General features: G+C 58.7%; 5 protein-coding genes. 2 read left to right on the top strand and 3 right to left on the bottom strand.

The genetic code is table 11. The features are described from left to right. Positions 1 to 14: 14 nt before the first annotated feature. The 3 genes from HMPREF9538_RS00200 to pepA form a co-directional block, all read right to left on the bottom strand. Complete coding sequence (locus tag HMPREF9538_RS00200; RefSeq protein ID WP_009486532.1) at positions 15 to 2,870, bottom strand: valine--tRNA ligase; 2,856 nt, start codon at positions 2,868 to 2,870, stop codon at positions 15 to 17. Then, positions 2,870 to 3,313 carry a DNA polymerase III subunit chi gene (holC, locus tag HMPREF9538_RS00205; protein WP_002886953.1) on the bottom strand — a complete coding sequence of 148 codons (444 nt, stop codon included), beginning with the start codon at positions 3,311 to 3,313 and terminating at the stop codon, positions 2,870 to 2,872. The genes HMPREF9538_RS00200 and holC overlap by 1 nt, the downstream gene beginning before the upstream one ends. A 121-nt stretch (positions 3,314 to 3,434) precedes the next feature. Continuing rightward, positions 3,435 to 4,946, bottom strand: coding sequence for a leucyl aminopeptidase (pepA, locus tag HMPREF9538_RS00210; protein WP_002886954.1), 1,512 nt, complete (start codon positions 4,944 to 4,946; stop codon positions 3,435 to 3,437). A gap of 389 nt (positions 4,947 to 5,335) precedes the next feature. Here pepA and lptF point away from each other — a divergent pair, with 389 nt between their 5' ends. Both lptF and lptG read left to right on the top strand, forming a co-directional pair. Further along, the gene (lptF, locus tag HMPREF9538_RS00215; protein ID WP_002886955.1) at positions 5,336 to 6,433 is read left to right on the top strand and encodes an LPS export ABC transporter permease LptF; all 1,098 of its coding nucleotides are present in this window, start codon (positions 5,336 to 5,338) and stop codon (positions 6,431 to 6,433) included. Beyond that, complete coding sequence (gene lptG, locus HMPREF9538_RS00220) at positions 6,433 to 7,515, top strand: LPS export ABC transporter permease LptG (RefSeq protein ID WP_002886956.1); 1,083 nt, start codon at positions 6,433 to 6,435, stop codon at positions 7,513 to 7,515. Before lptF ends, lptG begins: the two co-directional genes overlap by 1 nt. Positions 7,516 to 7,559: the final 44 nt, after the last annotated feature.

The following is a 7,559-nucleotide window of genomic DNA, read 5'->3' as shown; positions in this document are numbered from 1 at the left end:
GGCGGGGGGGAGGATCACAGCGCGGCGATCACCGCCTGCTGCTCAATCAGCTTCGCTTTCGCTTCCGCGTAGCCTTCCAGCTTCTCGCGCTCTTTAGCGATCACCGCTTCCGGCGCGCGGGCGACAAAGCCTTCGTTGGCCAGCTTGCTCTCGATGCGGCCAATTTCACCTTCGATTTTGGCAACTTCTTTCGCCAGACGCGCCAGCTCATCTTCTTTATTGATGAGGCCCGCCATCGGGATCAGCAGCTCGGCGCCGTCGACAATCTTGGTCACCGAGACCGGACCTTTATCATCGGCAGGCAGCACGGTAATGCTTTCCAGACGCGCCAGGTTCAGCAGGAAGCTGCGGTTGTCGTTCACACGACGCTCGGCCTCTTTGCTGCAGCCGCGCAGCAGCAGTTCCAGCGGTTTGCCCGGAGCGATGTTCATTTCCGCACGGATGTTACGCACGGCGACGATCGCCTGCTTCAGCCATTCGGTGTCGGCCAGCGCCGCGTCATCCACCTGAGAAGCATCGTACTGCGGGAACGGCTGCAGCATGATGGTGTCGGCGGTGATACCGCAGATCGCTTTCACGCGCTGCCAGATGGTCTCGGTAATGAACGGAATGATCGGATGCGCCAGGCGCAGCAGACCTTCCAGCACGGTCACCAGCGTATGGCGAGTCCCGCGCAGCTCCGCTTCGCTGCCACCGTTCATAACCGGCTTGGTCAGCTCCAGGTACCAGTCGCAGAACTGGTTCCAGGTGAACTCGTACAGGATGCCGGCGGCGATATCGAAGCGGAAGTTATCCAGCGCTTCGCGATATGCTTTCACGGTGTGGTTGAATTCCGCGATGATCCAGCGGTCGGCCAGGGAGAGCACCATTTCGCCGCCGTTGAAGCCACAATCCTGATCTTCGGTGTTCATCAGCACGAAGCGGCTGGCGTTCCACAGCTTATTACAGAAGTTACGGTAACCTTCCAGACGCTTCATATCCCAGTTGATGTCGCGGCCGGTAGAGGCCAGCGCCGCCAGGGTGAAGCGCAGGGCGTCGGTGCCGTGCGGCTCGATGCCGTTCGGGAACTGTTTCTCGGTACGCTTGCGGATTTTATCCGCCAGCTGCGGCTGCATCATGTTGCCGGTACGTTTTTCCAGCAGCTCCGGCAGGGTGATACCGTCAACCATATCCAGCGGGTCAATGACGTTACCCTTGGACTTGGACATCTTCTGGCCTTCGTCATCGCGGATCAGACCGGTCATGTAGACGGTCTTAAACGGTACCTGCGGCTTGCCATTTTCATCTTTGATGAAGTGCATGGTCATCATGATCATGCGGGCGATCCAGAAGAAGATAATGTCGAAGCCGGACACCATCACGCTGGTCGGGTGGAACTGACGCAGGGCGTCGGTGTTTTCCGGCCAGCCGAGGGTGGAGAAGGTCCACAGCGCAGAGGAGAACCAGGTATCGAGAACGTCTTCATCCTGACGCAGGGCAACGTCGGCGCTCAGGTTGTTTTCCTGACGCACTTCGTCTTCGCTACGGCCTACGTAGACGTTGCCGTCGTTGTCATACCATGCCGGGATGCGGTGACCCCACCACAGCTGACGGGAGATACACCAGTCCTGAATATCGCGCATCCAGGAGAAGTACATATTTTCGTACTGCTTCGGCACGAATTGAATATCGCCGTTTTCAACGGCTTCGACTGCTGGCTTGGCCAGCACGTCCGCGCGCACGTACCACTGGTCGGTCAGCATCGGCTCGATCACCACGCCGCCGCGATCGCCGTAAGGGACGGTCAGGTCGTGCGGTTTGATCTCTTCCAGCAGGCCGAGGGCGTCAACCGCCGCAACAACGGCTTTACGCGCCGCGAAGCGTTCCAGTTTCTGGAACTCTGCCGGGATCTCGCTGGAGTAGACGTCGGATTCATTGCCTTTGGTGTCGTAGACTTCCGCGCTTTCGCGGATGTCGCCGTCAAAGGTAAGGATGTTGATCATCGGCAGCTGGTGACGACGACCCACTTCGTAGTCGTTAAAGTCGTGCGCCGGGGTGATCTTCACGCAGCCGGTGCCTTTTTCCATGTCGGCGTGCTCGTCGCCCACGATCGGGATGCGGCGGTTAACCAGCGGCAGCACCACGAATTTGCCAATCAGATCTTTGTAGCGCGGATCTTCCGGGTTAACGGCCACGCCGGTATCGCCCAAGAGGGTTTCCGGACGGGTGGTGGCGACCACCAGGTAATCTTTACCGTCAGCGGTTTTCGCGCCATCGGCCAGCGGGTAGCGGATGTGCCACATGGAACCTTTCGATTCGCGGTTTTCCACTTCGAGGTCGGAAATGGCGGTGCGCAGTTTCGGGTCCCAGTTAACCAGGCGTTTGCCGCGGTAGATCAGGTCTTCTTTGTACAGGCGAACAAAGACTTCTTTCACGGCATTGGAAAGCCCCTCGTCCATGGTGAAGCGCTCGCGCTCCCAGTCCACGGAGTTGCCGAGACGGCGCATCTGACGGGTAATGGTGCCGCCGGATTCCGCTTTCCACTGCCAGATTTTGTCGATAAAGGCGTCGCGGCCGTAGTCGTGGCGGGTTTTCCCTTCTTCAGCGGCAATCTTACGCTCAACCACCATCTGGGTAGCGATACCTGCGTGGTCGGTACCGGCCTGCCACAGGGTGTTTTTGCCCTGCATGCGCTGGTAGCGAATCATGGTATCCATGATGGTTTGCTGGAAGGCATGACCCATATGCAAACTGCCGGTGACGTTCGGCGGCGGGATCATGATGCAGAAGCTCTCCTGGCTTTCATCACCATTCGGTTTGAAATAGCCCTGCTTTTCCCAGTGCTCGTAAAGCGGCTGTTCGATATCTTGTGGGTTGTATGTCTTTTCCATTATTTCCAGGTTGCCGTGTTCAGGTTGAAACCAGCCATGCGGTACGCCTTATAGCGTTCGCGCGCCAGTTGTTTCAGATTGTCTTCGTAAGGGACAAAGTCTATCACTTCTGTGAAAGCGGTGGCAAAATCTGCAAAGTTTAGCCGCAGGCTGATAAGAATATCCCGCGGGCTGCTGTTGCGCTTTTGCGGCCAGGCAATCTCTACGGGCGCGCCGCCTCTCGGGCCTTCGCCCGCCAGATTATGCGGCACAAAGCTCTCCGGCGGCCGCGACCACAGCGCCTCGTCGAGGCGAATCGCCTGCTGTTCATCTTCGCAGGCGATCAGGACGCGCTTGCCGTTGCGCCAACGTTCTGCGGCAATGTCACACACCAGCTGCTCGACGGCGCTCAGGCCGTCGACGGTGGCGTCATTGTCCAGAAGATAGAACGTTGCGTTTTTCATATATGGGGCTTCTTGTTGTGGATTTAAATGCAAAGCCGGGCGGCGCTACGCTTACCCGGCCTACAAACGGCATCTTTCCGTAGGCCCGGTAAGCGTAGCGCCACCGGGCATCAGACGGCAATCACTCTTCGCCGTTAAAACCCGCACGATTGAGCAGGAACTGCGACAGCAGCGCCACCGGACGACCGGTCGCGCCTTTGGCCTTACCGGAACGCCAGGCGGTACCGGCGATGTCGAGGTGCGCCCAGTTGTACTTGCGGGTGAAGCGCGACAGGAAACAGCCGGCGGTGATCGCGCCGCCAGGACGGCCGCCAATGTTCGCCATATCGGCAAAATTGGACTCCAGCTGATCCTGGAACTCGTCGGCCAGCGGCAAACGCCATGCGCGGTCGCCCGCCAGTTCGGAGGCGCCGATCAGCTCATGGGCCAGCGGGTTATGGTTCGACATCAGGCCGGTGATGTGATGGCCGAGGGCAATCACGCAGGCCCCGGTCAGCGTCGCCACGTCGATAACCGCTTCCGGCTCGAAGCGCTCAACGTAGGTCAGGACGTCGCACAGCACCAGACGGCCTTCGGCGTCGGTGTTCAGCACTTCCACCGTCTGGCCGGACATAGTGGTCAGGACGTCACCCGGACGATAGGCGCGGCCGCCAGGCATGTTTTCACAGCCCGCCAGCACGCCGATGACGTTCAGCGGCAGCTGCAGTTCGGCAACCATCCGCATCACGCCGTACACCGCCGCCGCGCCGCACATGTCGTACTTCATCTCGTCCATGCCTTCGGCAGGCTTGATGGAGATACCGCCGGAGTCGAAGGTCAGGCCTTTACCGACCAGCACGATAGGGCGCGCGTCCTCAGCCGGGTTACCTTTATATTCGATGACCGACATCAGCGACTCGTTCTGCGACCCATTGCCGACGGCGAGGTAGGCGTTCATCCCCAGCTCGCGCATCTGCTGTTCGCCGATCACCCGGGTGATGACGTTTTTGCTGTAGGTATCGGCCAGCTGACGCGCCTGGGAAGCCAGATAGGCGGCGTTACAGATGTTCGGCGGCATATTGCCAAGATCTTTCGCCGCTTTGATGCCGGCGGCAATCGCCAGGCCATGCTGAATGGCGCGTTCGCCGCTGGTCAGCTCGCGACGGGTCGGCACGTTAAAGACCATTTTACGCAGCGGGCGACGCGGCTCGCTTTTGTTGGTCTTCAGCTGGTCGAAGCTGTACAGCGTCTCTTTGGCGGTTTCAACCGCCTGGCGAACTTTCCAGTAGTTGTTACGGCCTTTGACGTGCAGCTCGGTCAGGAAGCAGACGGCTTCCATTGAGCCGGTATCATTCAGGGTATTGATGGTTTTCTGGATGACCTGCTTATACTGACGCTCATCCAGCTCGCGCTCTTTGCCGCAGCCAATCAGCAGAATGCGCTCAGACAGAATGTTTGGCACATGGTGCAGCAATAACGTCTGGCCAGGTTTGCCTTCCAGCTCGCCGCGACGCAGCAGGGCGCTGATGTAGCCGTCGCTGATTTTATCGAGTTGTTCGGCGATGGGGGAGAGGCGACGTGGTTCAAAGACGCCGACCACGATACAGGCGCTCCGCTGCTTCTCCGGGCTACCGCTTTTTACACTGAACTCCATGCACTATGCTCCTGAATCTTAAAGACAACAGTGGTGGCTACGGCTATACTCGTCGCCTTTCAAGTTGCAGATGCGCCGGCTGCGCCTGCTTACCCTGACGTGGCACATTGTGCGCGCCAGGGGCCACAGCCCTGCTGCCTTCTTACAACTCGAAATCCATTGAGTATATAATTGCAAGCTTTCGTAACTCATATCCGCTGTTGCGGTGACTTCGTGTTAATCTTAACGTTATTAAGGCCTGGGTTCGTCAGAAAAGATCCTGACATGCAGAACCGATGAGTCATTTAATCTTAGCGACGTTTTCGACGACCAAAGAGAATAAATGACGTTTAAGCCATGAAACAAGCAATTTTCCTGCACTAAAACGGGTTTTTACGGGCGTATTTATAGTGATAATCATAAGATATCTGGTTCGTGAGACGCTGAAAAGCCAGTTGGCGATCCTATTCATCCTGTTACTGATTTTCTTTTGTCAGAAATTAGTCAGGATCCTCGGCGCCGCGGTAGATGGCGATATCCCAACCAATCTGGTGCTCTCGCTGTTGGGGCTCGGCATCCCGGAGATGGCGCAGCTTATCCTGCCGTTAAGTCTGTTCCTTGGCCTGCTGATGACCCTCGGCAAGCTGTACACCGAAAGTGAAATTACGGTGATGCACGCCTGCGGCCTGAGCAAAGCCGTGCTGATCAAGGCGGCGATGATCCTTGCGCTGTTCACCGGCGCGGTGGCGGCGGTCAACGTTATGTGGGCGGGGCCGTGGTCGTCGCGCCATCAGGACGAAGTGCTGGCCGAAGCTAAAGCCAACCCCGGTATGGCGGCGCTGGCCCAGGGCCAGTTCCAGCAGGCCAGCGATGGTAACGCGGTGATGTTTATCGAAAGCGTCAACGGCAACCGCTTCCATGACGTCTTCCTTGCCCAGCTGCGTCCGAAAGGCAATGCGCGCCCCTCGGTGGTGGTGGCGGATTCCGGCGAGCTGTCGCAGCAGAAAGACGGCTCGCAGGTGGTGACCCTCAACAAGGGCACCCGCTTTGAAGGCACCGCGATGCTGCGCGACTTCCGCATTACCGACTTCAATAACTATCAGGCTATTATCGGCCACCAGGCGGTGAGCGCCGATCCGGACGACACCGAACAGATGGATATGCGCACCTTGTGGAAAACCCACACCGACCGCGCGCGCGCCGAACTGCACTGGCGCTTCACGCTGGTGGCGACCGTCTTCATTATGGCGCTGATGGTGGTGCCGCTCAGCGTGGTGAACCCGCGTCAGGGCCGCGTGCTGTCGATGCTGCCGGCGATGCTGCTTTACCTGGTGTTCTTCCTGCTGCAAACGTCGATTAAGTCGAACGGCGGCAAAGGCAAAATGGACCCGGCTATCTGGATGTGGGCGATTAACCTGCTCTATTTTGCGCTGGCGGTGCTGTTAAACCTGTGGGACACGGTGCCGATGCGCCGCTTCCGCGCCCGTTTTAATAAAGGAGCGGCCTGATGCAGGCGTTTGGCGTACTTGACCGTTATATCGGTAAGACGATTTTCAACACCATCATGATGACCCTGTTCATGCTGGTGTCGCTCTCCGGCATTATCAAGTTTGTCGATCAGCTGAAAAAGTCCGGGCAGGGCAGCTACGATGCGCTGGGCGCTGGTCTCTACACCATCCTCAGCGTGCCGAAGGACATCCAGATCTTCTTCCCGATGGCGGCGCTGCTTGGCGCGCTGCTGGGGCTGGGGATGCTGGCCCAGCGCAGCGAACTGGTGGTGATGCAGGCATCCGGTTTCACCCGGCTGCAGGTAGCGCTGGCGGTAATGAAAACCGCGATCCCGCTGGTGCTGCTGACCATGGCCATCGGCGAGTGGGTGGCCCCGCAGGGCGAACAGATGGCGCGCAACTACCGTGCCCAGCAGATGTACGGCGGCTCGCTGCTCTCAACCCAGCAGGGGCTGTGGGCGAAAGATGGCCACAATTTTGTCTATATCGAACGCGTAAAAGGCAACGATGAGCTGGGGGGCGTCAGCATCTATGCCTTCAACCCGGAGCGTCGTTTACAGTCGGTGCGCTATGCCGCTTCGGCAAAATTCGATAGCGAAAATAAAGTGTGGCGTCTGTCGCAGGTGGATGAATCCGACCTGACCGATCCAAAGCAGGTGACCGGGTCGCAGATGGTGAGCGGCACCTGGAAAACCAACCTGACGCCGGACAAACTGGGCGTGGTTGCCCTGGATCCGGATGCGCTGTCGATCAGCGGGCTGCACAACTATGTGAAATACCTCAAGTCCAGCGGCCAGGATCCGGGACGCTACCAGCTCAATATGTGGAGCAAAATCTTCCAGCCGCTGTCGGTGGCGGTGATGATGCTGATGGCGCTGTCGTTTATCTTTGGCCCGCTGCGTAGCGTGCCGATGGGCGTGCGGGTGGTGACGGGGATTAGCTTCGGCTTTATCTTCTATGTCCTCGACCAGATTTTCGGCCCGCTGACCCTGGTCTACGGCATACCGCCGATCATCGGCGCGCTGTTGCCGAGCGCCAGCTTCTTCCTGATAAGCCTCTGGCTGATGATGCGCAAGGCCTAGCGGGTAAGCCTGAAACGTAAGCCCCCCCCCCCCCCCGGGGGGGG

The organism is Klebsiella sp. MS 92-3 (assembly GCF_000195655.1).
Taxonomy (GTDB): domain Bacteria; phylum Pseudomonadota; class Gammaproteobacteria; order Enterobacterales; family Enterobacteriaceae; genus Klebsiella; species Klebsiella pneumoniae.
The sequence above is the reverse complement of the archived record's forward strand: the minus strand, read 5'-3'. Positions and strand labels throughout refer to the sequence as shown.

Bases quoted from the DNA above. Each gene is read 5' to 3' on its own strand.
- HMPREF9538_RS00200 (WP_009486532.1), bottom strand. From the start codon at position 2,870: ATGGAAAAGACATACAACCCACAAGATATCGAACAGCCGCTTTACGAG.
- holC (WP_002886953.1), bottom strand. From the start codon at position 3,313: ATGAAAAACGCAACGTTCTATCTTCTGGACAATGACGCCACCGTCGAC.
- pepA (WP_002886954.1), bottom strand. From the start codon at position 4,946: ATGGAGTTCAGTGTAAAAAGCGGTAGCCCGGAGAAGCAGCGGAGCGCC.
- lptG (WP_002886956.1), top strand. From the start codon at position 6,433: ATGCAGGCGTTTGGCGTACTTGACCGTTATATCGGTAAGACGATTTTC.